This is a genomic window from Allobosea sp. LC85, assembly GCF_000735605.1.
Taxonomy (GTDB): domain Bacteria; phylum Pseudomonadota; class Alphaproteobacteria; order Rhizobiales; family Beijerinckiaceae; genus Allobosea.
This window is the reverse complement of the sequence record NZ_JPKG01000068.1, coordinates 1-24,379: the sequence shown is the minus strand read 5'-3', so window position 1 is coordinate 24,379 and position 24,379 is coordinate 1. Positions and strand designations below refer to the sequence as shown.

Sequence of the window (24,379 nt, the reverse complement as noted above, 5' to 3'; positions counted from 1 at the left end):
GCAACTGCACCATGGGCTCGGCTAGTCCTTGGGAGGAACGCTCCTCTCCTCCTGATCCCAGCGGCAAAGGCATCGCGATGAAGAAGGTCTACCCCGACGCAAAGGCGGCGCTCGCCGGCATCGTCAAGGACGGAATGACGATCATGGCCGGCGGCTTCGGCCTCTGCGGTATTCCCGATACTCTAATCGAGGCGATCCGCGAAACCGGCGCCAAGAACCTGACCTTTATCTCCAACAACGCCGGCGTCGACGGCGCGGGGCTCGGTCTGCTGCTCGAAACCCGCCAGATCAAGAAGATGATCAGTTCCTATGTCGGCGAGAACAAGCTTTTCGCCCAGCAATACCTGGCCGGTGAACTCGAGCTCGAATTCACGCCGCAGGGCACGCTTGCCGAACGGATCCGCGCTGGCGGTGCCGGCATTCCCGCCTTCTTCACCAAGACCGGTGTCGGCACGCTGATCGCCGAGGGCAAGGAGGAGCGAGAGTTCAATGGCGAGCGCTACATCATGGAGCGTGGCCTCTTCGCCGATATTTCGATCGTTCATGCCTGGAAGGGCGATACCGAGGGCAACCTCGTCTATCGAAAGACGGCGCGGAACTTCAATCCGATGATGGCGAGCGCCTCGCGTTTCACGGTCGCAGAGGTCGAGCACCTTGTGCCGGCCGGCGAGATCGATCCCGATCACATGCACACGCCCGGCATTTTCGTGAAGCGCATCGTGCATGTGCCGAACCCGGTCAAGCGCATCGAGCAGCGCACCACCCGTCCCCGTCCGACGGTTTGAGGAGACAACGACCATGGCTTGGACACGTGAGCAGATGGCCGCCCGCGCCGCCAGGGAGCTGCAGGACGGTTTCTACGTCAATCTCGGTATCGGCATCCCGACGCTGGTCTCGAACTACATCCCCGCCGGCATGAGCGTGCAACTCCAGTCGGAGAACGGCATGCTCGGCATGGGCCCCTTCCCCTATGAGGGCGAGGAGGACCCCGACCTGATCAATGCCGGAAAGCAGACCATCACCGAACTGCCGACGACGAGCTATTTCTCCTCGGCGGATTCCTTCGGCATGATCCGTGGCGGCCATATCGATCTGTCGATCCTCGGCGCCATGCAGGTGGCCGAGAACGGCGATCTCGCCAATTGGATGATCCCTGGCAAGATGGTGAAGGGCATGGGCGGCGCGATGGATCTCGTTGCCGGTGTCAAGAAGGTCGTCGTGGTGATGGAGCATGTCGCCAGGAACAAGGACGGCTCGGAATCGGCAAAACTGCTCGAGGCCTGCGACCTGCCGCTGACCGGCGCCGGGGTCGTCGACATGGTGATCACCGATCTCGGTGTCTTCGCCGTGGACAAGGCGAATGGCGGCGGCATGACCCTGATCGAGCTGGCGGACGGCGTTTCGCTGGACGAGATCAAGGCCAAGACCCAGGCCAGGTTCAAGGTCGCGGTCTAACCTTCTGGGTTTGCATCGGCTTTCCCGAAAACCGCAATCCACTTTTCGGGCCGATGCTTTAACCAGCGTCCCCGTCATCCCGGGGCGGCGCATGCCGCCCTGGATCGCTGTGCTGGACCCGCAATGAGGTCTCAGCCGCGGCCCTTCCCGATTTCCCAGCCATGCCGGATCAACTCCGCATCGGCATGCTCTTCTTGCGGATAGCCGACGCAGAGCCAGGCGATCAGCTTCCACTGCCGGGGTACGCCGAGCGCAGCCGCGATCGCCTCGGGTTCGAGGATCGAGACCCAGCCGACGCCGATGCCATGCATGCGCGCCGCCAGCCAGAACTGCGTGATCGCTGCGACCACGGAATAATCGAGCATCTCCGGCATGGTGCGCCGGCCGAGCCCGTGGCCTTGCTCCGTGCCGTGGTCGCAGAACACGGCAAACTGCTCGGGGGCTTCGCGCAGGCCTTCGAGCTTGAGGCTGGCATAGAGCCGGCCTCGTTCACCGCCATAGTCACTGAGCGCCTCGGCGTTGCAGTGCGCGAAACTGGCCTGGACCGCTGCACGTTGTCCTGTGTCCGTGATCCGGAGCCAGCGCCAGGGCTGCGAATGGCCGACCGAGGGTGAGAGTTCGGTCAGCTTCAAGAGATGCGCCAATAATGCTTCGGGCACCGGCTCCGGCCGGAAGCGGCGTACATCGCGTCGCCAGGCGAGCAGCGCCTCGAACTGCGCCGCAAAGGCCTCGTCGAAGACCGGGGGCGCGCTCATGGTTGCGCGCTGATGCGGGCGATGGCGTGGAAGAAGGAGCCGGTCACGAGGCCCCGCCGGCCGCCAGCGGGGACCGGAGCCGAGCCATGCGGATCGGTCACCATCGCGAAGGGCGCGTCATCGCCGACAGAAGCGATCGTCGCATAGTGGAATTCGTGCCCGGTCAGCCCCTGCCCGGCCGAACCGAGCGGGCCGTTCGCCTGGAGCACCGCGCGGCGGTAGCCAAGATTCATCTTGCGCTTCGCGAAGCTGGTCTCGACCGAGAGCAGGTTCGCCATGGCATGGGCGGTGCCGTCGGCATCGATCAGCGTTCGGCCAAGGACCATGTAGCCGCCGCACTCGCCATGGACAGGCCGGGTCTCGGCGAAGTGGCGCAGGCCCGTCAGGAAGCGACTGGCGCCGGCAATCCGGCCGGGATGAAGTTCCGGGTAGCCGCCCGGCAGCCAGCAGCTGTCGCAATTCTCGGGCGGCGGCTCGTCGGCGAGCGGCGAGAAGGGAACGAGTGCGGCGCCGGTCGCGCGCCAGCCGGTTTCGACATGGGGATAGACGAAGCTGAAGGCGGCATCGCGGGCGATGGCAATGCGGCGTCCCGGGGCGGGCAGGGCCGGAGCACTATGCCGGGTCGCTGGGAGGTTGGTCGGCTCGGCCGCGGCAAGTATCGCATCGAGGTCGATCGCAGCTGAGATTGCGTCCGCGAGCGCGTCGAGCCGGGCATGCAGATCCTCGGTCTCGCCGGCTTGCACAAGGCCGAGATGGCGCTCCGGCAGGATCAGGCTTGCCTCGCGCGGCAGGGCGCCGAGCACGGGCAGCCCGATCCGCTCCATGCCGGCCGAGGCAAGCCGGCGATGGCGTTCGCTTGCCACCTTGTTGAGGATCACGCCCACGACACGGATGCGCTCGTCATAGCGCATGCAGCCGAGAGCCACGGCGCCGGCCGACTGGGCCTGGCCGGAGACATCGACGACCAGCACGACCGGCCAGCCGCAGAAGGCCGCGATATCGGCGCTCGCGCCCGTGTGCCCCATCTCGCCGGGCACACCGTCGAACAGGCCCATCGAGCCCTCCGCGACGACGATGTCGGCGGCCTCTGCAGCCTCACCTGCGATCTGGCCGAGCAAGGCGTCCGGCATCGCAAAACTGTCGAGATTGGCGCTCGGCGCGCCGGTTGCGGCTGCGTGGAAGGCGGGGTCGATATAGTCCGGCCCGCATTTCAGCCCGCGCACGGTCAGCCCTCGTTTCAGCAGCGCCCGTTGCAGGCCGAGCGTGATCGTCGTCTTGCCCGAGCCGGAGCGCGGTGCGGCGATGAGGAGGCCTTTTCCGCTCATGCGATGATCTCCTCAGGCCCCTGACGGCCCCTTCTTGCTACGCTATGCAGGCGCTCATGGATGAGATGCGACCTCAAGGCGAATTGCGACGCGGCTGGACGACGGGCGCCTGCGCCGCCGCCGCCGCCAAATCCGCCTATTGCGGTTGGGTGACCGGTGCGTTTCTCGATCCCGTCGAGATCACGCTGCCGGGCGGCCAGCGGCCGGCCTTTGCCTTGGCTCGTCAGGCCAAGCTGGCAGAGGGCGCCGAGGCCGGCATCGTCAAGGATGCGGGTGACGACCCCGACGTGACGCATGGCGCGCTGGTGGTTGCTCAGGTCGGCCCGGCCCTGGCCGGCGCGGGCATCGTTTTCCGCGCCGGGGAGGGTGTCGGCACCGTCACCTTGCCCGGCCTGCCACTGCCTGTCGGCGAGCCCGCCATCAACCCGATGCCGCGCGAGATGATCCGGCAGGCCCTGACGGAGGCGATCGCGGCGACGAGCGGTCCGCGCGACGTCACCGTGACCATCGCGATCCCTGGCGGCGAGGCCATCGCCCGAAAGACCATGAACCCGCGCCTCGGCATCGTTGGCGGGCTCTCGATCCTCGGCACGACCGGAATCGTCATTCCCTTTTCGTGCGCTGCCTGGATTCATTCGATCCATCGCGGCATCGATGTCGCACGCGCAACGGGCCTGACCCATGTCGCGGGCGCCACCGGCTCGACCTCCGAAGCCGCCGTCCAGCGTCTTCATGGCCTGTCGGAGCAGGCCCTGATCGACATGGGGGATTTCGCCGGCGGCATGCTGAAATACCTGCGGCGCCACCCGGTCCGCCGCGTCACGGTCGCCGGCGGCTTCGCCAAGATGGTCAAGCTCGGGCAGGGCATGCTCGACCTGCACTCGCGCGCGGGTCCAGTCGATTTCGCCTGGCTGGCGGCGCGAATTCTGGAGGCGGGCGGCGGCGAGCACCTGGCAGCCTGGGTGCCCGAGGCCAATACGGCGCTCGAAGTGTTGCAACGTGCCCAGGCCGAGGGGCTGCCGCTGGCCGAAACCGTCGCGCGGCACGCCTGGGTGAACGCTGTGCATTCCTTCGGCGTGCCGGACAGTGAGCTGGAGATCGCGATCTTCGATCGCACCGGCGGCCTTCTGGCGCGGACGCCATTCCGCCAGGTGGGGTGAATCCGACCGCGTCACATGCCACCGCCGCTCGGCCGGAAGCGCCGGTCGTAGCCTGCGGAATACAGTGCGCTTTCGTCAAAATCCTGCGAGCCGAGCGCAGGGCCGACGAGGATCAGCGCGGTCCGCTCCAACCCCGAGTCCTGGACCTCTGCCGCGATCGAACTGAGCGTCCCGCACAGCACGCGCTCGTCCGGCCAGGAGGCGCGGAAGACGACAGCGACGGGGCAATCGGCTCCGTAGAGCGGCGTCAGTTCGGCGGCGACCTGTCCGATCACGTGGATCGAGAGATGGATCGCCAGCGTCGTGCCCGAGGCCGCGAAGGTCGCGAGCCTTTCGCGCTCCGGCATGGCCGAGGCGCGGCCTGAAGTGCGTGTCAGAACCAGGGATTGCGCGACACCGGGCAGCGTCAATTCACGCTTCAGCGTCGCTGCCGCCGCGGCGAAGGCCGGCACGCCCGGCGTGACCGTAAAGGGGATGCCGAGCGCGTCGAGCCGGCGCATCTGTTCGCCGCAGGCGCTCCAGATCGAGAGATCGCCCGAATGCAGCCGGGCCACGTCCTGACCGGCTGCATGAGCGGCCTGCATCTCGGCGATGAGCGCGTCGAGATCAAGCGGGGCGGTGTCGACGATGCGCGCACCCGGTGGACACCAGTCGAGCATCGGGCGCGGGATCAGCGAGCCGGCATAGAGGCAGACCGGGCAGGCGGCGATCAGGTCGCGCCCGCGAAGGGTGATGAGGTCGGCGGCGCCCGGGCCGGCGCCAATGAAATGGACGGTCATGATGTGGCGCTCCGCGCCAGCGCGCAGGTGACGCGGGCGGTGGCGATCCGTGGCTGGATCAGCACCGATCCCGGGCCGGCGGCAGCGAGCGCAGCCGCCTCCGCGACGGAGCCGACGCCGTAGAGAGAGGCGATGCGGGTCGAGCGTGTTGCGCAGGCGGCCTCAAAGCCCTTGAGTGCCTCGTCGGGAATCGCGACGAGTTCGGCGTTGCGGCTCTGGGCCGTTGCAAGGAGTCCCGCCTCGCCCGCGCGGCTGGCGATGGTGGCGAGCCGCAACGCGCTCGGCACTATGCCGGCTTGCCTGAGCGCCTGGTCGAGGCAGGCGAGGATATCCGGCTCGCTGGTGCCCGGGCGCAATCCGATCCCGGCGACGATCACGGCTTCACCACCCGCCACTGTGTCACCGGCATCGCGGCGCGCCAGCCATGCATATTGCCGACCGCGTCGAGATGGCTGAGACCGATCCGGCGCAATGTGCCGCCATGGGTGGCGTAGAGCGCCGCAAGCCGCGCTTCGCCCTCCAGCGTCACCACATTGGCGACCAAGCGGCCGCCGGGCTTCAGCGCACTCCAGGCAGCCTCGAAAACTCCGGGCTCGGTGATGCCGCCACCGATGAAGATCGCGTCCGGGGCCGGGCGGCCGGCAAGGCTCGCAGGTGCCGTACCGATGGCGACCTCGATACGCAGCGCACCGAGGGCCGAGCCGTTGCGTGCGATCCGCGCGGCCCGCTCCGGCCTGGCCTCGAACGCGATGGTCTGGTTGCCGGGATTGCGCAGGCACCATTCGAGCCCGACCGAGCCCGAGCCGGCACCGACATCCCAGAGCAGTTCTCCCGCACGGGGCCGCAAGGCGGACAACGTGATCGCGCGGATATCGGCCTTGGTGATCTGGCCGTCATGCTCGAACCAGTCGTCATCCAGCCCGGAGGCGAGTGGCAGGATGCGCGCTTCGGGTTCCGCGACCAGATCGAGCGCGATCAGGTTGAGCGGGTCGACCGTGCCGAGATCGAACGCCTGCGCCTTGCACTCGCGGATACGTTCGCGCGGACCGCCGAGTGCCTCGAGGACCACGAGCCGCGAGGCACCAAAGCCGCGCGCACTCATCAACTCAGCCAGTTTTCCGGGGGTCGAACCGTCCCAGGACAGAGCGAGCACGCGCCGGCCCGGCTGCAGGTAGGGAATGATGCGTTCGAGCGCGCGACCGTGCAGCGAGACGCGGCCGCATTCCTCCTGTGACCAGCGCAACCGATTGCAGGCGAGCGCAAAGGAGGAGAGCTGCGGATAGATCCGCATCTCATCCGGGCCGAGCGCCTTGGCGAGGCTGGCGCCGATGCCGTAATGGAACGGGTCGCCCGAGGCGAGCACGCAGACCTTGCGACCTCGCTGCGAGAGGATCAGCGGCAGCGCATTGCGGAAGGGCTGCGGCCAGGGCGCGGCCTCCCCCGAAACCGGCCCGATCAGGGCGATATGCCGGGCGCCGCCATAGACAAGCTCGGCGCCTTCGAGCGCGGCGAGAGCGTCCTGCGAAAGTCCGGCGCGGCCGTCTTCTCCGAGCCCGACGAGGCAGAGCCAGGGCTCGGTGGCCGGGGCGGATGCCCTCGACAGTTCGTCGGATTCAGGCGAAAACAATGTCATGACGGTCCTGATCCTTGGCGGCACCAGCGAAGCTGTCGCGCTTGATCAGCTTCTTGCTGACCAGGCGCCGGAAATCCGCGCGGTCGTCTCGCTGGCCGGGCATACCTCCGATCCCAAACCCCTCAATCTGCCGGTGCGGGTCGGTGGTTTCGGCGGAATCGAAGGCTTGCGGCACTATCTCATAGAAAACCGGGTCGTTGCCGTGGTCGATGCCACGCACCCCTTCGCGGCCATCATGCCGTTCCACGCGGAGGCCGCCTGCAAGGCCGAGAATGTGCCGATCATTGCGATTCGGCGTGAATCCTGGAAGCCGCGGCCGGGGGATCGCTGGCGCTCGGTGCCGAACATTCCGGCTGCGGTCGAGATGCTGGGCAAGCAGCCGCGTCGCGTCTTCCTGACAGTCGGACGGCTGGAACTGCCGGCCTTTGCCGATGCGCCGCAGCATCATTATCTCGTCCGGGTGATCGAGCCGATCGGCGACCGCCTGCCGCTCAACGGCATTAAGGTCATCCAGCAGCGTGGCCCCTTCGAGGCCGATGAAGAGGAGGATCTGATGCGCCGGGAGGGCATCGAGATTCTCGTCTCCAAGAATTCCGGCGGCCCGGCGACGGTCGGCAAGCTGACGGCGGCGCGTCGGCTCGGCCTTCCCGTGATCATGGTCGAGCGGCCGCCCAAGCCCGATGTTGCAACCGTCGACCATATCGATCAGGTCCTGCCCTGGTTGGTAGCGCAGGGAATTTTCGTCACCGAACGCGGCGTGTAGACGATCGGCGCCCGGCCAGGGCGGGCGATCAATCGCGTGCTCGACGCACCGATCATCACCAGTGTTGCCATGTCGGCCGAGCCTGCCGCCCCGACAGCTTCGCTCATCGGCAGCACGCGCAAGACCTCGTCCGGCCGTCCCACAGCGCGCGCGAAGATCACGGGTGTATCAGGCGCGCGATGCCGGGCAGCCAGCGCCAGGGCCTCGCCAAGCTGCCAGGGCCGTGCCTTCGAGATCGGGTTATAGAGCGAGATCACGAAATCGGCGCTGAGCGCCGCCTCCAGCCGCGCGGTGATCACGTCCCAGGGCTTGAGGTTGTCAGAGAGCGAAATCGCGCAGAAATCGCCGCCGAGTGGAGCGCCGGCCCGCGCTGCCGCGGCCAGCATCGCGGTGATCCCGGGTTCGACGCTGATCGGCAGCGCAAGCCAGCCGGGCTCGCCCGCCTCCAGCGCCTCGAACACGGCGGCAGCCATCGCGAAGACGCCGGGGTCGCCGCCTGACACCACCGCGACCGTGCGGCCTTGGCCAGCAAGCTGCAGCGCATAGCGGGCGCGCGCGATCTCGACCCGGTTGTCGGACGCGTGCTTCGCCTGCCCATCGCGCATTGGCAGTCGGTCCAGGTATGGACCGTACCCGACGAGGTCGGTGGCCGCTTCGAGCGCTGCTTGTGCTGCCGGCGTCAGCCAGTGCGGCTCTCCGGGGCCGAGACCGACGATGGTGAGCGAGCCGCTCATAGCCGCCGGCCCTCGCCCGGAACGAGGATCATCGAGAAATAGGGGGCTGCGTCATCGGCCTTCTCATCGAGCCGGGTCACGACCTGCCCCGCCATCGTTGCCCGCTCGACATAGATCGCGCGGTGGATCAGCCCAGCCGCCTTCAGCGCACGGCGTACCTTCGGCAGGTTGCGACCGAGCTTCATGATCACGGCCGCATCGGTATCGACCAAGCGACGACGCAGTTCAGCCTCTGACAAGGTGCCGGGCAACACGGTCATGACGTCGTCGCCCCAGGTGATCGGCGCACCTGCACGAACCCAGGCGCCGGCCATGCCGGTGACGCCCGGCACCACCTCGGTCGGGAAACGGTGGGCGAGGCGCCGCCACAGATGCATGAAGGAACCATAGAAGAACGGATCGCCGTCGCAGAGGACGGCGACTGTCCGCCCCGCTGCCATCTCGGCGGCAAGCAATTCGGCGGATTCGTCGTAGAAGGCAGCGATCGGCCCGGTATAGCCGTCCTCGCTGACAGGAACCTCGGTCGTCACCGGGAAGGCGAGCATGATCTCGCGCGCCGGATCCGGCGTGATCACCGCATCGGCGGTGACGCGGGCAATGCCACGGCTGCCCTTCTTGCAGAAATGCACCAGCCGGTCGGCGGTCGCGATGATGTCGCGGGCCCTGACCGTCATGTAGTCGGGATCGCCGGGGCCCAGGCCGACGCCGAAGAGCAGGGTGCCCGCGTTCTGAGGGGAGGAGCGGTCGATGCTCACCGGCTCACTCCTTCACTTGCGCCAGCGCGTTGACGGCAGCTGCCGCCATCGCAGAGCCGCCGCGGCGCCCATGCACGACAAGGAAAGGCACGCGGCCGTCCTGCGCCAGCGCCTGCTTCGATTCGGCAGCACCGACGAAACCGACCGGGATTCCGATCACGGCTGCAGGCTTTGGCGCACCGGCATCGATCATTTCGAGCAACCGGAAAAGCGAGGTCGGGGCATTGCCGACGACGACCAAGGCTCCCGCGAGATGCGGTCGCCATAGCTCCATGGCCGCTGCCGAGCGCGTCGTGCCGGCCTGTTTCGCCAGCGCCGGCACCTCAGCCTCATCCAGCGTGCAGATCACCGCATTGCTGGCCGGCAGGCGGGCGCGGGTCACGCCATTGGCGACCATCTTGGCGTCGCACAGGATCGGCGCGCCGGCACGTAGCGCGGCCTCCGCAGCCTCCGTGAAATCGGCGGACATCTCAACGTCGCGTGGCAGGTCGGTCATGCCGCAAGCATGGATCATCCGCACCACGACGCGGGCAGCCGCTCCTGAGAAGCGGGAGAGGTCGGCCTCGGCCCGGATGATGGCGAAGGAGCGCTCATAGATCGCATCGCCCTCGCGGATATAGTCGTAGCGCGTGTTCAAACCTGTGGTCCTGAAAGCCGGCCTGCGGTCAGGCGGGTGTGAATGTCCTGTCCCGGCTGCAGACGCTGCACAATCTGCGAAAGGTCAAGCCTCGCCATCGGCTTGTCCCGCGTCGTTCCGCCAATGACGACGTCATAGCACCCGTCATGCCCGACCAGGGTGAGGTCGGCCGAGCCCGCATGGGCGCAGGATTTGACGCAGCCCGATAGATGCAGGCTGAGGCCCGCAGCAAGGAGCGAGGCTGCCGCTTCGGCCAGGACTGCGGCATCGTCCATCGTCCGCGTCTCGCCGCGCAGGCAGGCCTGCTTGCCGGAGCATGCCTGCACCGAGAGCCGCGGATCGTCGTCGCGGGTGATCAGCCCGAGTTCCTCGCATTGTGCGGTGAGGCTCGCGGCGTCCTCGGGTTCGAGACCGAGGAATGCCAGCCCGCGCCAGGGCGAGAAGCGGATCTCGCTGACGCCATGCGTGCTGGCGGCCTCGCTCAGTCGCGACAATGTCCGGGTATCCGAGCGGCCGAAAGGCAGGCCCGCGACCAGGGCAAAACGAGAGGTGCGCAGCGCGAAGAGGCCGACCCGCCTGGGAGAGGGACGAACCGCAGGCGCCTGCGTCCGGGATACCGAGCAGACCCCGATCAGAGCCGCAACCTGGTCGTCGTCAAGATCGCGCAGGCGATGGATCGTGTCAGGCTCGGCCCGGCGGTATGTCGCAAGACCCGACAACAGGTTTGCCGCCATGGCGCCCCCTTTGTCGGGTGCGACCGGACCTAGCCAGTCGCCTTGCGGCAGCCCGATCACGACGGCGCCCTGGTCAATCGCAACCAGACGCAGATCGGCGGCAAAGCCATCGAGTGCAAGCGCGCCGCCGCCATCGACGATGACGCTGGTCTTGGGCGGCAATCCTGAGACGGCGCGCCCCTGATGCTCCAGGGATGCGGCCAGCGAGGCGGCGTCGATCAGGTCGCCCACATCTTGCCCGGCGAGCGGCGAGGAGAGCACCAGGCGCTGCGGCCCTAGCCCGCCTGCTTCGTCGACAAGCCGCTCCGCCAGCAAGGCCTCGACCAGGGCGGGATGGGCCTCCGGTCGCACACCCCTGATCTGCAGATTGCCACGGCCGGAGACCTCGACGAGGCCATTGCCGGTCGCGTCGGCCAGCTCTGCAATGCGCCGCAATTGGGCGGGCCGCATCCGCCCGCCCGGCGGATGCAGCCGCACGAGCCAGCCGTCCCCGGTTTCCATCGGCCGGAGCGTGCTCGGGCACCAGCCGCGCCGGAGCGTCTCTTGCGTCGGGGCGGTCATTCCGCCGCGTCCTTGCTGGCAAGGAAGGCGGCCACGGAATTACGCCGGCTCTGCCAGAGGCCGCGCCGCTCGGCTTCGGTCAGCCGCGCACGGATCGAGGCGGCCGCGGGCGCGTTTGCCTGTTCCAGCGCGTTCCAGATACCCGGATCGGCGCAATAGGCCTGGAATACGGCGTCGAACAATCCGTCCGAGACCGCGTCGGTGCTGGCGGCATAGACGAAGAGCGTGTCGACGGTCTCGGCGAGCTCGGCCGCACCGCGCCAGCCATGGGCAAGCTGGCCTGCTATCCAGCGCGGGTGGCAGAGCCGGCCATGGACGATGCGCGCAATGTCCTCGGCCAGGGTACGTGTTTTCGGCGCCTCGGGGTTGGAGCTGTCGAGGCTGTAGAGCGCAGCCTCGCTTCCGAGCGCCTGCGCTGCCGCTGCAAAGCCACCGATCACATCGGCCGCGCTGGTTGCTTCGAGAATGTCGCGCCCCGCCGTGTCGCTGACATGGACGAAGGCGCTTGCCGAAGCGACGCGGTGCGCGAAGCCGGGATCGACGCTGGCGAGGCCCTCCGCACCAGCGAAGGCATGGCTGCTGGCAGCGAGATAGGCCGCGCCAAGGTCGCCGCGGTTCGCCCAGTACCCGTCGAGCGCGCGGTCGGCCATGGCCGCGCCGAAGCGCCCGGGCGCCGGGCCGAAGATGCGCGCGGCGCCTTCGCCGCGCCGGCGGGCTGCAGCGGGCTCGTTCGACTCATCGGATTCGTCCAGCGCTGCTACGGCGCGCGCAGCGGCGTCGATCAGTGCGATCTGACCAGGGAATGTGTCGCGGAAGGCGCCGGAGATACGGACGGTGACGTCGATGCGCGGGTGATCGAGCTTGGGCTGCGGAATGACGGAAAATCCGGTCACGCGCGTCGAGGCGTGATCCCAGAGAGGCGCGACGCCCATCAGGGCAAGCACATGCGCGATATCCTCGCCGCCGGAGCGCAGTGTGGGCGAGGCCCAGAGATCCATCACGATCCGGCGCGGATAGTCGCCATGGTCCTGGAGATGGCGTGCGATCACCGATGCAGCGGCCCGGGCACCGAGGCGCGCCGCGGCTCGGGTCGGGATCGCGCGCGGATCGAGCGTCGAGAGATTGCGGCCGGTCGGCAGCACATCGCTCTGCCCGCGATGCGGCGAGCCGGCAGGGCCCGGCGGAACGAACCGCCCGGCCAGAGCGCGCAGCAGGTTGTCGCGCTCGTTGCGTGATGAGGCGGGATCATGCGCCGCCCGCCCGAAAACATGCAGCCCGTCGCGGAAGGGCAGTTCAGCGATGTCGCAGAGATGCGCGTCGAGCTGGCTCAGTGCGCTCGTCATGTCGAGATCGGGCGTGACGCCGCAAGCTTCCGCGAGCCCACTCGCTTCGGCTCGCTCGCGGATTTCACGGGCGACGATCTCGGCGCGGCGCGGATCGAGGACCTGGGCCTGCGAAAATTCCTCGACGAGATCGCGCAGCAGCGCCACTTCGCCGGCGGCATCGGCATGCACCAGTTCGGGCGGGAGATGGCCGAGCGTCACGGCCGAAAGACGGCGCTTGGCAGGAGCCGCCTCACCGGGGTCATCGACGACATAGGGGTAGATCACCGGCAGGCCGCCAATCGCAAGTCGCGGCCAGCAGCTTGCCGAAAGCGCCACCGCCTTGCCGGGCAGCCATTCGGTCGTGCCATGCGTGCCGAGATGGATCAGGGCGTCGGCATCGGCAACCCGGCGGAGGCCGAGATAGAAGGCGAGATAGGCATGGCCCGGCGGCGCGTCGGGATCGTGATAGCGCGCCTTGCGGTCGGGCGTTGTGTCACGAGGCGGCTGCAGTGCGATGGTGAGACGGTCATAACGGATCACGCGGAAACGGAAGGCCGAGCCGTTGCAGGCGCGATCCGCTTCGGGTTCGCCATGGGCCGCGACGAGTGCTCCGCGCGCCGTACTGGGAATGGCGGCGAGCCAGGCGCGATACGCGGCGAGCGGGACTGCAAATTCCGCTGGCCCTTCAGTCAGCGCCTGCATCAACCGCGTGTCGTCACCGTGGAGGTGGCCATCGGTCTGTTCCGATGGACCGACATCGTATCCGGCCTGCGCCAGCAGCTCGCGAATCGCCCCGACGCTGGCTGGGGTATCGAGCCCGACTGCAAAGCCGGCCCGTCCTCCACGCGCCGGGTAGTCGGACATGACCAGGGCGAGGTTGCGCTCGGCGGCCGGTTTGTCGGCCAGCGCGATCCAGCCTGAGGCGAGATCAGCGAGGGCGGCGACGCCATCGGGATCAGGAACCAACCGGCGGCTCGTCAGGCCGGTCCGGCTGTCCGTCATCTCGGCCTTGAAGGCGACGGGAAGTGCCCCCAGCCGTCCGTCGAATTCCGGCAGCGCCACCTGCATGGCGAGGTCGGCTCCGGACAGCCCGCGTGGTGATGCCTCCCAGGCATCGCGCGGGCTGCCGACCGGCACAGCCTGCAGAATCGGGCAGTCGGCGGCATCCAGCACGAAATCCGCGCCGTCGCGGGCCGAGAACGCGGTGGTGGTGATGATGGCGGCTGGCTTGCGTGCGGCGATCAAGGCCGCGAGTTCGCCAGTGACCGCCGGGTCCTTCAAGCTCGTCAGAGCCAGGATCAGCGGGGCATGGCCGCGCGCGCTCAGTGCCTCTGCGATTGCCTCCGCCATGGCGGTGTCCCCGGCGGCGACGCTCGAGCGATAGACCAGGACCGGGACCAGCGCGTTCGCGACGGGGCGCTGCGAGAGCGCTTCACGCCATGCGAGCGGAGCGCCGCCCGTGCCGACGGCGAAGAGCGAGGGCAGGGGGATGGGGGCGAGGTCCGAAGCGATGCCTTCACCGCGACGGAAGCCATGCACCCGTCCAAGCAGACGGCGCATGTTCTCTGCACCGCCGCCGGTGTGGAAATAGGCGAGAAGTTCCGCCGCGAAACGCGGCTCCACGGTGCCGTACGCAGCCAGCCGCTCGTCAGGCCGGTCGTCGCCGGGCAGGACGACGAGCGGTATGCCGTCACGTCGGCAGGCTTCGGCGAGTTGCTCGATGCCGTAGCGCCAGTAATCCAGCCCGCCGAGACAGCGGGCCAGCACGAAGCGCGAATGCACCACCGTCTTTTCGATGAGAAAATCAACGGAGAGCGGGTGTTTCAGCCGGCGCAGTGATGCGAGCCTGACGGCGAGGCCGCTTGCGCCGGCCGCGGCCGCCAGTGCCGAAAGGTCGCTGTCGGCGAAGGAGAGCACCAGCACATCCCCCGGCGGCAGGGCGAGATCGACGGCATCTTCGCCGTCGTCGAGCCTGATCTCGCTTGAGGGGAGGAGGTGCATGGCTCAGCCCGCGAGGGCTGCCTCCACGGCCTTGCGGTCAAAGCCCTTCAGGCCAATCACCACGAGCCGACCGTCCTTGGCTTCACCGGCCGCCCAGGCGCGGTCGTAATGGTGGCTGACCCGGCGACCGACGCCCTGCACGACGAGCCGCATCGGCTTGCCAGGAATCGCGGCAAAGCCCTTCAGGCGCAACACGCCTTCGGCTTCCGCGGCCCTGGCAACACGGGCCGAAAGCTCCTCGGGAGAGGCTGCGGTGGCGAGAGCGAAATCAAGGCTCTCGAAATCGTCGTGGTCGTGGTCCTCGGCGCTCTCGTGATGCGAGGGGCGTCCAGCGAGATCGGCCTCGGCAGCGGCATTGAGGCCGACGATCAAGGCGGGCTCGACCTTGCCATGGGCCGTCTCGACGATCTTGATCGCCTTCGGCAGATGCGCGGCGATCTCGGCCTTTACGCGTTCGCGACCGGCCGCATCGACGAGATCGCTCTTGTTCAGCAGGATCAGGTCGGCGCAGAGGATCTGGTCCTCGAACACCTCTTCGAGCGGGTTGTCGTGACCGACCGCAGCATCCTGCGCCGCCTGCGCGGCGAGAGCATCCGGATCATCCGCGAACTGGCCATCCGCCACCGCCGGCCCGTCGACCACGGCAATGACGCCGTCGACCGTGACACGCGAGCGGATGGCCGGCCAGTTGAAGGCGTTGACCAGCGGCTTCGGCAGCGCAAGCCCCGAGGTCTCGATCAGGATATGCTCCGGCGGATTCGGCCGGTCGAGCAGCTTTTCCAGCGCCGGCACGAAGTCGTCGGCGACGGTGCAGCAGATGCAGCCATTCGGCAGCTCGACGATATCCTCCGCCGTGCAGCCGGAAATGCCGCAGCCGGCGATGAAGGAGCCGTCGAAGCCGAGATCGCCGAATTCGTTGACCAGCACGGCGATGCGCTTGCCCCCGGCATTCTCCAGCAGGTGCCGAACCAGCGTGGTCTTTCCGGCGCCGAGGAAGCCGGTGATGATGGTGCAGGGGATCTTGCCCAGCGAGCGGGCTTGGGGAGCGTTCATGGTCTCATCCTTGTTGGCGCGCCGGGAGAGGCGGTACGCGCGCGACCACGCCTTTGCGGAACGAGGCGGGTCTTTCTTTCCAGGGAACGATACCGTTTGTGCTGGCCGCAAAACTCGCAGCTGCGCCAACGATTTCGTCGATATGGGTGTCAGTGTCGAGGTCGCCGATCAGATAGGTCCATTTGCCGTCGGCCGCTAAGGCGACGGTGCAGGGGCGATTGCAGACTGCGAGGCAGTCGACGGCTTCGACCGGAAGCGTCCCACCGTCGCGTGCGATGCGTTCCCGCAGCGCTTCGGCAAAGCTCAGTCCGGGCTGATCGTACCCCTCCGGCAGGTCCGCCCGCGTGCGCCGGCAGGCGACGCAGACGAAAATGGTGACATCGCCTTCGGGCATGGGCCGCTTCCTTGCTTCCGGCACGATCCCGGGGGGATCGCGCTCAGCGTCAGGCCGTGGCCGGTGCTGCCGCGCGACGCGTGGCCCAGGGCCAGAGCACGCCGACGGCAAAGCCGGTGGCGAGCCAGAGCGCAGCCTGGAGCGCGAGAGAGAGTGCCGCGAAATGCGCTGCGATCTCGGCCGGGACCTTGCTCTCTGGGGCGGCCGGATGCGGCGCGCCGATCAGATGCGGTACGAGCATGGCGAGCACGGCAAGCGCCCGCAGCCAGGAGGCTTCCGCCCGCAGGAAGATCCAGAGTCCGCCGGCGGTGACCAGCGCCGTGGCGATCCACCAGGTCTGGCGGTGAAGCAGTTCGGCTGACGCGCTGCCGGGCAATTCCGGCGCGAGCCCTGTCGCCGGCACGAGGCCGAAGGCCAGGAAGCCGCACGCCGCCCAGATCAGTGCGGTCCGTTCAGTGATGGCATCGCCCGCCGCGATCATGCCGCCGAGCAGCAGGGCGGCGAAGCCGATCGCGGTCGCAATGGTGACGACGGTGGTGAAGGCCGTGCGTTGGAGGCCGTCCTGCGGCTTCCACTCGGCGTGGTCGGCCGCGTCATGGCCACCATGGGCAAGGACGATCCTGGCATCACCGGTGAAGCTGGCGTGCTGCAGTTCGGCCGCGCGCAGCGCCGTCTCGAAGGTTTCCGCCTTGAGGATCAGCGGCGTGGTGGTGACATGCTGGAGCGCTGCAACCAAGAGCCCAGCCAGAAGCCCGGCCAGAAGACTGACCGTGAGAACACGATTGACCATGTTGCAATTCCCTCAGTGGCAGGGAAAGGCGAGGGTGTGGCGCGTGTCGTGGGCCGCGTTATGAACGCTGGTCGAATGGGCGAAGCCGACGGTGAAGATCAGGACTGTGCCAAGTGCCAGGGCAGCTGCCGCAGCCTTGACGCGCTCGGAAGCGCTGGCCTGGTGGGTGATCGAAGCCGTATTCGTCGTCATCTCGGTCTCCTTGGCCACCCCGCCGGCAGCCCGCTGGATTGCATCACTCGCTGACGGCAGGTCTCCTGGCTCGCGGGTCCGGATCTCTCGCCGCCTTCCCGGGACAATCCCAGTGGCCGATGGCGCGAAACTCGCCGCTTACAGTTGCGGGGGCAGCCGCGGTATCACACCGCGTTCCCTTTTCACCTCATTGCAGAGGCACCGTCAGGGATGATCATTAGCCATGTGCGCGGTGCTGTGCAATGCAGCGATCGTGATTGCGAGCGCAGTGAGGCGATGCGATCTCTTCTGGGCCTTCCCGGCTTGCTTCGCTGCGCTCGCCATGTCCGTTCCTTAGGCTGATCTTCCTGGGCAGAGATTTTGGCAGTGGCAGCGATCGTTCCCCCTCTCACCCTCGTTCTGGGGGGCGCCCGCTCCGGCAAGAGCCGACATGCCGAGGCGCTGATCGAGATGGTGCCGGCGCCATGGATCTACATCGCTACCGCACAGGCCTATGACGATGAGATGCGCGCCCGCATCGCCGAGCATCGCGCCCGTCGAACAAGGGAATGGATGACCATCGATGCGCCACTGGCACTGGCGGAGGCGATTCGTGCAGTTCCCGCGGGGCGGCCGGTGCTGGTCGACTGCCTGACGCTCTGGCTGACCAATGTGATGCTGGCGGAACAGGATGTGGCGACTGCGAGTCACGACTTGGTCGAGGCCTGCGTCGCGGCATCAGGCCCGCTGGTTCTGGTCTCCAATGAGGTTGGGCTCGGCATCGTGCCTGAAAATGCGCTCGCCCGACGGTTCCGCGACGAGGCGGGTCGGCTGCACCAGATGCTTGCGGCGCGGGCCGACCGGGTGATCTTCATGGTCGCCGGTCTGCCGATGCAGGTGAAATGAGCAGGAGAGTTCCGATGACGATCGATGCTGAAGAGGCCGCTCGCCACAAGGCCAAGATGGAAAAGCGCAAGGCGGTGCAGGATGCCGAGGTCGCGGGCAAAACGATCGAGAAAGGACTGCTGATCGTCAATACGGGGCCTGGCAAGGGCAAGTCGACCGCTGCTTTCGGGTTGATCCTGCGGGCTCTCGGCCATGACTGGCGCGTCGGGGTGGTGCAGTTCATCAAGGGCGCCTGGGCGACCGGTGAGCGCAAGGCGCTCGACGCCTTCGGCGACCGGATCGTCTGGCACACGATGGGCGAAGGCTTCACCTGGGAAACGCAGGACAAGGCCCGCGACATTGCTGCCGCCGCGCGCGCCTTCGCCAAGGCGAAAGAGTTGATGGAGGATCCGGAGATCCGCCTGCTCGTGCTCGACGAACTCAACATCGCGCTGCGCTACGACTATCTGCCGCTGGCCGAGGTGGTCGAGGCGTTGGCGAACCGGCGTCCTGATCTGCACGTCGTCGTCACCGGCCGCAACGCCAAGCCGGAGCTGATCGGCGTTGCCGACCTCGTCACGGAGATGACGCTGGTGAAGCATCATTTCGCGGCGGGCGTGAAGGCACAGGCCGGGATCGAGTTCTGAGGCTAAAGCATCGGCCCGAAAAGTGGATTGCGGCTTTTGGGAAAGCCGATGCAAACGCGGAAGGTTAGATCATCGGGCCGGATGCGATGTCCGGTCTGCTAATCTACAAGACGAGCGCGGCGACGGTCCCCGCCGCAGCCAGCCCCCACAGGAGCAGGCACGCCCTCCGATAAAGCGCGAGCGCCCGCCGGATATCTGCCGCGCCGGCTTCCGCCCGGCCATCACCCATCCAGCCGTCGTCGACCCTGACATCGCCATAAACGCGCGGCCCCGCCAGCCGCAGGCCGAGCGCACCTGCCATTGCGGCTTCCGGCCAGCCGGCATTGGGCGAACGATGATGGCGGGCGTCGCGTCGGACGGCTCGCCACGCATTGGTGGGGTCGGACGGTCCGTCGAGTGCGGCGGCTGCGGTCAGCAGCAGCGCGGTGAGGCGAGAGGCGGGAAGATTGACGAGGTCGTCGAGACGCGCTGCCGCCCAGCCGAAGGCGAGGTGGCGCGGCGTCTTGTGGCCGATCATCGAATCGGCGGTGTTGATCGCCTTGTAGAGCACGCCGCCCGGCAGGCCGCCGATGCCGAGCCAGAAGGCCGGAGCGACGATTCCGTCCGAGAAATTCTCGGCAAGGCTTTCGATGGCGGCGCGGGAAACGCCGGCTTCGTCGAGGGTTTCGGGGTTGCGGCCGACAATCATCGAAACGGCCGCGCGACCGCCCTTGAGCCCGTCCCGCTCCAGCCCTTCGGCGACGCGTGCGACATGCTCATGCAGGCTGCGCTGTGCGATCAGGCTGGAGGCGGCGAGCGCGAGCGGCAGCCAGCCAAGCGGGCCGAGGCCGCGACAGAGCAGGGTCAGCCCCCATGAGACGACGAATGTGGCGGCAAGCAGCAGCGCGAGGGCGAGGATGCCAGCCGCCTTGCGCATGATGAAGGAGGCGCTCTGGCGATTGAGCGTCCGGTCGAGCCAGGAGACCAGCGCACCGATCCAGGTGACGGGATGGCCGATCAGCGCATACAAGCCCTGGGGATAGCCGAATCCCGCCTCGATGATCAGCGCGGCGGCGAGGAGCGGCAGGGTGTCGGACAGGCTCATGCGGGGCGGGAATGGCTGAGGCGGCGGGCAAGGTCTGGCATGGTGGCGATCTGGCACAGGCGAAGGCGCTGTTCCCGGAGGCGCCCGAGCCATGGATCGATCTTTCGACCGGGATCAATCCGATCCCCTATCCGGTTCCGGAGCTGCCGTTAAGCCTCTGGCAGCGCCTGCCGGGGGGGCGGGACGAGGCGGCGCTGCTTGCGGCGGCGCGCGCGGCCTATCGGGTGCCCGAGACGGCCGGCGTCGTCGCGGCGCCGGGCACCCAGATCCTGATCGAATTGCTGCCGCGTCTCGCAAGCATTGGACCAGTCGCCGTGATCGGTCCGACCTATGCCGAGCATGCCTTGGCCTGGCGCAAGGCAGGGATGAACGTGCGGGAAACCGCTACTCTTGCGGAGACCGGCGATGCGTCCGCGGTCGTGCTGGTCAACCCGAACAATCCCGATGGGCGGATGGTCCAGCGCGCACAACTCACAGCGATTGCGCGTGATCTGGCGGGAAGAGGCGGGTTGCTCGTTGTCGACGAGGCCTTCATCGACTTCATGCCTGAGGCGAGCCTGATCCCGGAACTGCCACCAGCGACGCTGATCCTGCGCTCCTTTGGCAAGACTTACGGGCTCGCCGGCTTGCGCCTGGGTTTCGCGATCGGCGAGGCGTGCCTGACGGAGGCCCTGCGAGCTGCGCTCGGCCCCTGGGCCGTCGCGGGGCCAGCGCTTCATATCGGGGCGCAGGCGCTCAGTGACACAGCCTGGCTCGCGGCAACCTCCGATGCCCGGACCTGCGATGCTGCCCGCCTTGATGCCTTGCTGGGGACACATGGCGCGATCGTGGGCGGCACGTCCCTGTTCCGGCTGCTCGCCACGCCTAACGCGCCGGCGCTCTTCGCCCACCTCGGCCGCAATGGCATCTATGCCCGCCGCTTCCAGAACAATGCGAGCTGGTTGCGCCTTGGCTTGCCCGGTGACGAGCCGTCCTGGCAGCGGCTTGCCGCCGCTCTGGCATCCTTCCTGCCTTAGGGGCGCATGCATGGAACGCCGGGACGGAGCGGTTTCGCGCCACTAAGCTAGGTTTTGTCATCATGGGGAGAATGCAATGAAGCCTTGGCCGCAGGAGAGCGAACTCACGATCGGCTTCGCGCATGCCGCCTACGAGCTGGGAGCGGAGTTCGCCGCGCGGGGTCGCGCAGCTAGGAGCTTTGAGGTTCGCAGCCTCGACGAGCTCAAGGCGCGTGCGCCTGAGGCCGATGTCCTCGTCGTCTCCGGCCTTTGGCGCAACGAGCTGATCGCCGCCTGCCCGCGCCTGCGCTTCGTCCAGTCGATCAGCGCCGGCACGGATCAGTTCGACAAGCCCGCCTTCGCCACGGCAGGCATTCGCCTCGCCAGCGCGCAAGGGGGCAATGAGCGCGCCGTTGCCGAACACGCCATGGCGCTCATCCTGGGCCTCACCCGTCAGATCCATCTCGCCCGCGACAACCAGATGGCGAAGCATTGGCGGCCGATGATCGGAGATCGCGCACGACGCGAGGACGAGCTCGGCGGCAAGACGCTGGTCATTGTCGGCCTTGGACGGATCGGCCTACGTTTGGCGGGCCTGGCCGCGGCCTTCGGCCTGCGCATCATCGGCGTGCGCCGCAGCGAGCGGCCCGAGCCCGGGATCGATGCGATTGTGGCGACAGAGAAGCTGGGCAAGGTTCTGGCTGAGGCCGATATCGTGGCGTTGACCTGTCCTCTGACGCCTGAAACCGAGGGACTGATCGGCCGGGAGGCGTTTGCCGCCATGCGCCCGGGCTCTCTCCTGATCAATGTCGCGCGGGGCCGCGTCGTCGACGAGGCGGCGCTGTTGGAGGCGTTGGGCTCGGGCCGCCTGGCTGGCGCGGCGCTCGACTGCTTTCATGACGAGCCGCTTCCGCCGGCCTCGCCCTTCTGGGCCCAGGCGAACGTCATCGTCACCCCGCACAGCGCCGGCGAGACACGCGCCTACGAGACGAATGTCGTCGACATCCTCCTCGACAATCTCGACGGACTGGCGCGTGGTGACGCGGAGTTGCGCAACCAGATCGTTTAGATCATCGGGCCGGATCTCGTATCCGGTCCGATGATCTGACCTTTTTGTGTTTGCATCGGCTGTCCCGAAAACCGCAATGCACTTTTCGGGCCGATGCTTTGGCGGGCGTTCGCCTACGCCTCGTGCAGCCTGCGGTAGATGCCGTCGGCCTTGACCAGATCGGCATGGCTGCCCTGCTCGGCGATGCCGGTCGAGTCCACCACGACGATCCGGTCGGCGTCGCGGATGGTCGCGAGGCGATGGGCGATCATCAGCGTGGTGCGGCCCTGCGAAAGGTCCGCGAGCGATTGCTGGATGGCGCGCTCGGTTTGCGTGTCCAGCGCCGAGGTCGCTTCGTCCAGGATCAGGATCGGCGGATTCCTCAGGAAGATACGGGCGATGGCGAGGCGCTGCTTTTGCCCGCCCGAAAGTTTGACGCCACGCTCGCCGATGATGGTGTCGAGCCCGTCGGGCATGGCCGCGATGACCTCGTCGAGCCGCGCGCGGCGCGCTGCCTCGACGATTTCGGCCTCGCTCGCCTCGATCCGGCCATAGGCGATGTTCTCGCGCATCGTGCCGGCGAAGAGGAAGACATCCTGCTGCACGATGCCGATCTGCCCGCGTAGTGAAGCCAGCGTCATGTCGCGGATATCGATTCCGTCGATGGTGATGCGCCCCCCGCTGACTTCGTAGAAGCGCGGCAGCAGCGAGCAGATCGTCGTCTTGCCGGCCCCTGACGGGCCAACGAATGCGATCGTTTCGCCCGGCTTGATATGCAGGTCGATGCCGCTGAGCACGGGGCGGCCGGTCTGGTAGGCGAACGAAACGCCCTCATAGCGGATTTCGCCTGAGAGCCTCGGCGCAGACACTGCGTTCGGGCGATCGGCGATATCCGGCTCGGTGTCGAGGAACTCGGTATAGCGCCGGAAACCGGCAATGCCCTTCGGATAGGTCTCGATCACCGAATTGATCTTCTCGATCGGCCGGAAGAATACGGCGATGAGCAGCAGGAAGCCGACGAAGCCGCCCTGGCTCAGGCTGCCGGTGATGACGAGATAGCTGCCGGCGACCATCACCACCATCTGGGTCAGCCGCATGCTGAGATAGCTCAGCGAGATGGTGGCCGCCATGATGCGGTAGGCGTCGAGCTTGGTCTGGCGATAGTTCTGATTGTCGCGAGCGAAGAGCCGGCGCTCGTGCTCCTCGTTGGCGAAGGCCTGGACGACACGGATGCCGCCGACATTCTCCTCGATTCGTGCGTTGAAGCTGCCGACGCGCCCGAAGAGTTGCTGCCAGTTATGTGTCATGCGCCCGCCATAGCGGCCGGTCAGCCAGCCGGTCAGTGGCACGATCGCGGCTGTGACGAGCGCAAGCTCGGGGCTGACCATGAACATCAACACGAAGGCGCCGACGAGGGTCATTGCCGCGATGAACAGGTCTTCGGGCCCGTGATGCGCGACCTCGCCGATCTCCTCGAGGTCCTTGGTGAGGCGGGCCACGAGATGGCCGGTCTTCTGGTTGTCGAAGAAGCTGAAGGAGAGCTTCTGCAGATGGTCGAACGCCTTCCGCCGCATCTCGGTCTCGATGTTGATGCCGAGCATGTGGCCCCAATAGGTCACGATCGCCATCAGCCCGCTATTGAGCAGGTAGATCACCAGCAGCGCGGCGGCGCAGGCGAGGATCAATCCCCAGTTCTGCCCGGGCAGCAGCCAGTCGATGAAGAACTTCACCGCGATCGGGAAGGCGAGCTCGAGCAAGCCCGACAGCACGGCGCATGAGAAATCCAGCAGGAAGAGGCCGCGATGCGGTGCGTAATAGGCGAAGAAACGGCGAAGCATGATGACGATGTCTTTTCAAATCCGGATCGCGGGTCGGATCGGCGTCCTCACTCCGGATCGCGCACGATTTTCGGGGGTCCTGAGACCGGAACGGTGCCGGCCCCTCTATAAGCTCTGACGTGCCGGAGCGGAATGCCGGCGACGCATGGCCGGGCACTGCTCATTCATCGACGATGCAGCGGTTTGGTGCTCCGCCTCGCCCCGGATCGTTCAGGTCAGCGATTGTAACGCACCGGCACGGCGAGCGAGATCGTGCCGCCTCCGCCCACGCCGGCAGGCGGCGCCGGGACGGGGCTTGCCCTGCGGATCATGCTGACGGCCTCCTCGTCGAGCGTGGGATCGCCGGAGCTGCCGGCGAGCCGCGCGGCCAGGACCCGGCCACCACGATCGATCGAGAAGGCGATCTGCACCGTGCCGGGGCGCGCACCGCCCGGGAAACGCTTGTAGCGGTTGAGATGGGCGATCAGCATGCCGCGCCATGACGCCGTCGAGGCAGAGGACGACGCGGCCGCGCCGGTTGGGGCGGCGGAGGGAGCAGCGGCAGGAGCGGCTGTGGCAGGAGGAGCCGCTGCCTCCTTCTCGCGCTCGACCGGCTTGCGCCGCTCGACGACGCGCGGCTTGGGCGGCGTCGGCTTGCGTTCGACCGCTTTCGGCTTCTCCGGCACGGGCGGCGGTGCCGGCGGCGGCGGCGCGAGCACGGCGGCAGCATCCGGAAGCTGCGGCAGTTCGGGCAGCTTGATCTCAGGCTCGGGCAGACGGATCGGTTCGGGCGTCACCTCGGGTTCCGGCGGCGGCTCCGGTTCCTTGACCGGCTCGGGAACAGGCTCCGGGGTTGGCGGGGGCGGCTCGGCCTCGGT

25 protein-coding genes and 1 riboswitch are annotated in these 24,379 nt (G+C 67.7%); of the genes, 8 read left to right on the top strand and 17 right to left on the bottom strand.

The genetic code is table 11. The features are described from left to right. The first annotated feature begins 77 nt into the window (after positions 1-77). Together FG93_RS30245 and FG93_RS30240 are read left to right on the top strand one after the other, a co-directional pair. A complete protein-coding gene (locus FG93_RS30245; protein WP_043242522.1) occupies positions 78-785 on the top strand; it encodes a CoA transferase subunit A in 708 nt (235 codons plus the stop codon). 13 nt (positions 786-798) lie between these two features. Next, entirely contained in the window at positions 799-1,455 is a 657-nt protein-coding gene (locus FG93_RS30240; RefSeq protein WP_043242521.1) for a 3-oxoacid CoA-transferase subunit B, read from the top strand. Between the two features lie 131 nt (positions 1,456-1,586). On the opposite strand, the gene bluB is transcribed toward FG93_RS30240, so the two are convergent. After that, positions 1,587-2,210 (bottom strand): 5,6-dimethylbenzimidazole synthase, encoded by a 624-nt coding sequence (bluB, locus tag FG93_RS30235; protein WP_043242519.1) that lies wholly within the window; start codon positions 2,208-2,210, stop codon positions 1,587-1,589. Then, complete coding sequence (locus FG93_RS30230) at positions 2,207-3,535, bottom strand: cobyrinate a,c-diamide synthase (protein WP_043242518.1); 1,329 nt, start codon at positions 3,533-3,535, stop codon at positions 2,207-2,209. The genes bluB and FG93_RS30230 overlap by 4 nt, the downstream gene beginning before the upstream one ends. A 56-nt stretch (positions 3,536-3,591) precedes the next feature. On the opposite strand from FG93_RS30230, the gene FG93_RS30225 reads away from it, so the two are divergent. Then, positions 3,592-4,695 carry a cobalt-precorrin-5B (C(1))-methyltransferase gene (locus tag FG93_RS30225; RefSeq protein ID WP_043242566.1) on the top strand — a complete coding sequence of 368 codons (1,104 nt, stop codon included), beginning with the start codon at positions 3,592-3,594 and terminating at the stop codon, positions 4,693-4,695. Positions 4,696-4,706: 11 nt separating this feature from the next. Here the strand turns inward: FG93_RS30225 and cobM are convergent, their stop codons facing one another. Genes cobM through FG93_RS30210 form a run of 3 tightly spaced genes read right to left on the bottom strand, consistent with a single transcriptional unit; the run spans position 4,707 to position 7,107 of the window. Next, positions 4,707-5,474 (bottom strand): precorrin-4 C(11)-methyltransferase, encoded by a 768-nt coding sequence (gene cobM, locus FG93_RS30220; protein WP_043242517.1) that lies wholly within the window; start codon positions 5,472-5,474, stop codon positions 4,707-4,709. Next, positions 5,471-5,851, bottom strand: coding sequence for a cobalamin biosynthesis protein (locus FG93_RS30215; RefSeq protein ID WP_161783916.1), 381 nt, complete (start codon positions 5,849-5,851; stop codon positions 5,471-5,473). Before FG93_RS30215 ends, cobM begins: the two co-directional genes overlap by 4 nt. Then, positions 5,848-7,107: a bifunctional cobalt-precorrin-7 (C(5))-methyltransferase/cobalt-precorrin-6B (C(15))-methyltransferase gene (locus tag FG93_RS30210; RefSeq protein ID WP_052514390.1), complete on the bottom strand. Its 1,260-nt coding sequence runs from the start codon at positions 7,105-7,107 to the stop codon at positions 5,848-5,850. The genes FG93_RS30215 and FG93_RS30210 overlap by 4 nt, the downstream gene beginning before the upstream one ends. Between FG93_RS30210 and FG93_RS30205 the strand changes: the two genes are divergently transcribed. Next, the gene (locus FG93_RS30205) at positions 7,106-7,870 is read left to right on the top strand and encodes a cobalt-precorrin-6A reductase (RefSeq protein ID WP_043242514.1); all 765 of its coding nucleotides are present in this window, start codon (positions 7,106-7,108) and stop codon (positions 7,868-7,870) included. The genes FG93_RS30210 and FG93_RS30205 overlap by 2 nt on opposite strands. Here FG93_RS30205 and cobJ read toward each other — a convergent pair. Genes cobJ through FG93_RS30160 form a run of 9 tightly spaced genes read right to left on the bottom strand, consistent with a single transcriptional unit; the run spans position 7,813 to position 17,046 of the window. Further along, complete coding sequence (gene cobJ, locus FG93_RS30200; RefSeq protein WP_043242512.1) at positions 7,813-8,604, bottom strand: precorrin-3B C(17)-methyltransferase; 792 nt, start codon at positions 8,602-8,604, stop codon at positions 7,813-7,815. The two genes, FG93_RS30205 and cobJ, sit on opposite strands and share 58 nt — an antisense overlap. Continuing rightward, entirely contained in the window at positions 8,601-9,359 is a 759-nt protein-coding gene (locus FG93_RS30195; protein ID WP_043242511.1) for a precorrin-2 C(20)-methyltransferase, read from the bottom strand. Before FG93_RS30195 ends, cobJ begins: the two co-directional genes overlap by 4 nt. Before the next feature lie 4 nt (positions 9,360-9,363). Then, positions 9,364-9,996: a precorrin-8X methylmutase gene (locus FG93_RS30190; protein WP_043242509.1), complete on the bottom strand. Its 633-nt coding sequence runs from the start codon at positions 9,994-9,996 to the stop codon at positions 9,364-9,366. Beyond that, positions 9,993-11,291, bottom strand: a complete 1,299-nt coding sequence (gene cobG, locus FG93_RS30185) for a precorrin-3B synthase (protein WP_052514389.1) — start codon at positions 11,289-11,291, stop codon at positions 9,993-9,995. Before cobG ends, FG93_RS30190 begins: the two co-directional genes overlap by 4 nt. Further along, positions 11,288-14,617: a cobaltochelatase subunit CobN gene (gene cobN, locus FG93_RS30180; RefSeq protein ID WP_043242508.1), complete on the bottom strand. Its 3,330-nt coding sequence runs from the start codon at positions 14,615-14,617 to the stop codon at positions 11,288-11,290. The genes cobG and cobN overlap by 4 nt, the downstream gene beginning before the upstream one ends. A 3-nt stretch (positions 14,618-14,620) precedes the next feature. Continuing rightward, on the bottom strand, positions 14,621-15,670 hold the full coding sequence (cobW, locus tag FG93_RS30175; RefSeq protein ID WP_043242506.1) for a cobalamin biosynthesis protein CobW: 1,050 nt from the start codon (positions 15,668-15,670) through the stop codon (positions 14,621-14,623). A gap of 4 nt (positions 15,671-15,674) precedes the next feature. After that, positions 15,675-16,064 carry a DUF1636 domain-containing protein gene (locus tag FG93_RS30170; RefSeq protein ID WP_043242504.1) on the bottom strand — a complete coding sequence of 130 codons (390 nt, stop codon included), beginning with the start codon at positions 16,062-16,064 and terminating at the stop codon, positions 15,675-15,677. 49 nt (positions 16,065-16,113) lie between these two features. After that, positions 16,114-16,854 carry a CbtA family protein gene (locus FG93_RS30165; RefSeq protein ID WP_043242503.1) on the bottom strand — a complete coding sequence of 247 codons (741 nt, stop codon included), beginning with the start codon at positions 16,852-16,854 and terminating at the stop codon, positions 16,114-16,116. 12 nt (positions 16,855-16,866) lie between these two features. Beyond that, positions 16,867-17,046 (bottom strand): CbtB domain-containing protein, encoded by a 180-nt coding sequence (locus FG93_RS30160; protein WP_043242562.1) that lies wholly within the window; start codon positions 17,044-17,046, stop codon positions 16,867-16,869. Between the two features lie 37 nt (positions 17,047-17,083). Next, positions 17,084-17,267: riboswitch (cobalamin riboswitch) on the bottom strand. Between the two features lie 145 nt (positions 17,268-17,412). Here FG93_RS30160 and cobU point away from each other — a divergent pair. Further along, the gene (gene cobU / locus FG93_RS30155) at positions 17,413-17,931 is read left to right on the top strand and encodes a bifunctional adenosylcobinamide kinase/adenosylcobinamide-phosphate guanylyltransferase (protein ID WP_152579709.1); all 519 of its coding nucleotides are present in this window, start codon (positions 17,413-17,415) and stop codon (positions 17,929-17,931) included. A gap of 14 nt (positions 17,932-17,945) precedes the next feature. Further along, entirely contained in the window at positions 17,946-18,557 is a 612-nt protein-coding gene (gene cobO, locus FG93_RS30150; protein WP_043242501.1) for a cob(I)yrinic acid a,c-diamide adenosyltransferase, read from the top strand. A 103-nt stretch (positions 18,558-18,660) separates the two neighbouring features. Here the strand turns inward: cobO and cbiB are convergent, their stop codons facing one another. Continuing rightward, positions 18,661-19,641 (bottom strand): adenosylcobinamide-phosphate synthase CbiB, encoded by a 981-nt coding sequence (gene cbiB, locus FG93_RS30145; protein WP_043242499.1) that lies wholly within the window; start codon positions 19,639-19,641, stop codon positions 18,661-18,663. An 11-nt stretch (positions 19,642-19,652) separates the two neighbouring features. Between cbiB and cobD the strand changes: the two genes are divergently transcribed. Then, on the top strand, positions 19,653-20,657 hold the full coding sequence (gene cobD, locus FG93_RS30140; RefSeq protein ID WP_043242498.1) for a threonine-phosphate decarboxylase CobD: 1,005 nt from the start codon (positions 19,653-19,655) through the stop codon (positions 20,655-20,657). A 76-nt stretch (positions 20,658-20,733) separates the two neighbouring features. Continuing rightward, positions 20,734-21,705 carry a D-2-hydroxyacid dehydrogenase gene (locus tag FG93_RS30135; protein WP_043242497.1) on the top strand — a complete coding sequence of 324 codons (972 nt, stop codon included), beginning with the start codon at positions 20,734-20,736 and terminating at the stop codon, positions 21,703-21,705. A 113-nt stretch (positions 21,706-21,818) separates the two neighbouring features. Here the strand turns inward: FG93_RS30135 and FG93_RS30130 are convergent, their stop codons facing one another. Both FG93_RS30130 and FG93_RS30125 read right to left on the bottom strand, forming a co-directional pair. Beyond that, a complete protein-coding gene (locus tag FG93_RS30130; RefSeq protein ID WP_043242493.1) occupies positions 21,819-23,522 on the bottom strand; it encodes an ABC transporter ATP-binding protein in 1,704 nt (567 codons plus the stop codon). A gap of 215 nt (positions 23,523-23,737) precedes the next feature. Next, the coding region (locus FG93_RS30125) for an energy transducer TonB (RefSeq protein ID WP_043242490.1) at positions 23,738-24,379 on the bottom strand (642 nt) is incomplete at its 5' end.